The organism is Chromobacterium aquaticum, from assembly GCF_021129195.1.
In the GTDB taxonomy this organism is placed as follows: Bacteria; Pseudomonadota; Gammaproteobacteria; order Burkholderiales; family Chromobacteriaceae; genus Chromobacterium; species Chromobacterium aquaticum.
Map to the genome: position 1 here is coordinate 1 of NZ_JAJOHW010000306.1, position 532 is coordinate 532.

Here is a 532-nt window from a genome sequence, read left to right on the forward strand (position 1 = left end):
CGGCGGCCCGCAACGGCGCGTCCGAGTCAGGCCAACTGGCGCATGCGGCGCTGGCGCGCGCGCGTCGAGGCCAGGCGCTGCGCGCCAATGTCGCCGCCAATGGCGGCGATGACGGTTTCGAAGACTTGGCGGTGCGGGTGCTGCAATGGGTATTGGCCGCCGGCATGAGCGGGGCGATGAGCCCGGATCAGCTCAACCAGCAAGTGGTCAGCGCGACCTTCCTGAATCAGGCGCTGCAGTATTTCTCCAACCCGGACCAGCCCTTGCCGATTCCGGCCGACCAGGTGGAGGCCTTCCTGGCGCGGCAGGCGACGATCTGCTTCGCCTCCGCCGCGGCGGCCAACGCCCATGGCGTGTTCTTCCCGGCGCCGCCGGGGGTGCGCCTGAACGTGCCGAGCTACGCCGGCGCGCCGGGCTATGATTACGTGTTCGGCCAATACAACAGCAGCCAGACCGACTACCTGCTGCTGCTGCGCCAGTACTTCCAGCAATTGCAGGTGCAAGTGGAAGGCGGCGGCGCGCCGGCGGCGGC

General features: G+C 69.4%; 1 protein-coding gene. It reads left to right on the forward strand.

Features of this window, described 5'->3' with window-relative positions; translation table 11 throughout:
- On the forward strand, positions 1 to 532 hold a 532-nt coding region (locus tag LQT98_RS23965), incomplete at both ends, for a hypothetical protein (protein ID WP_231465775.1).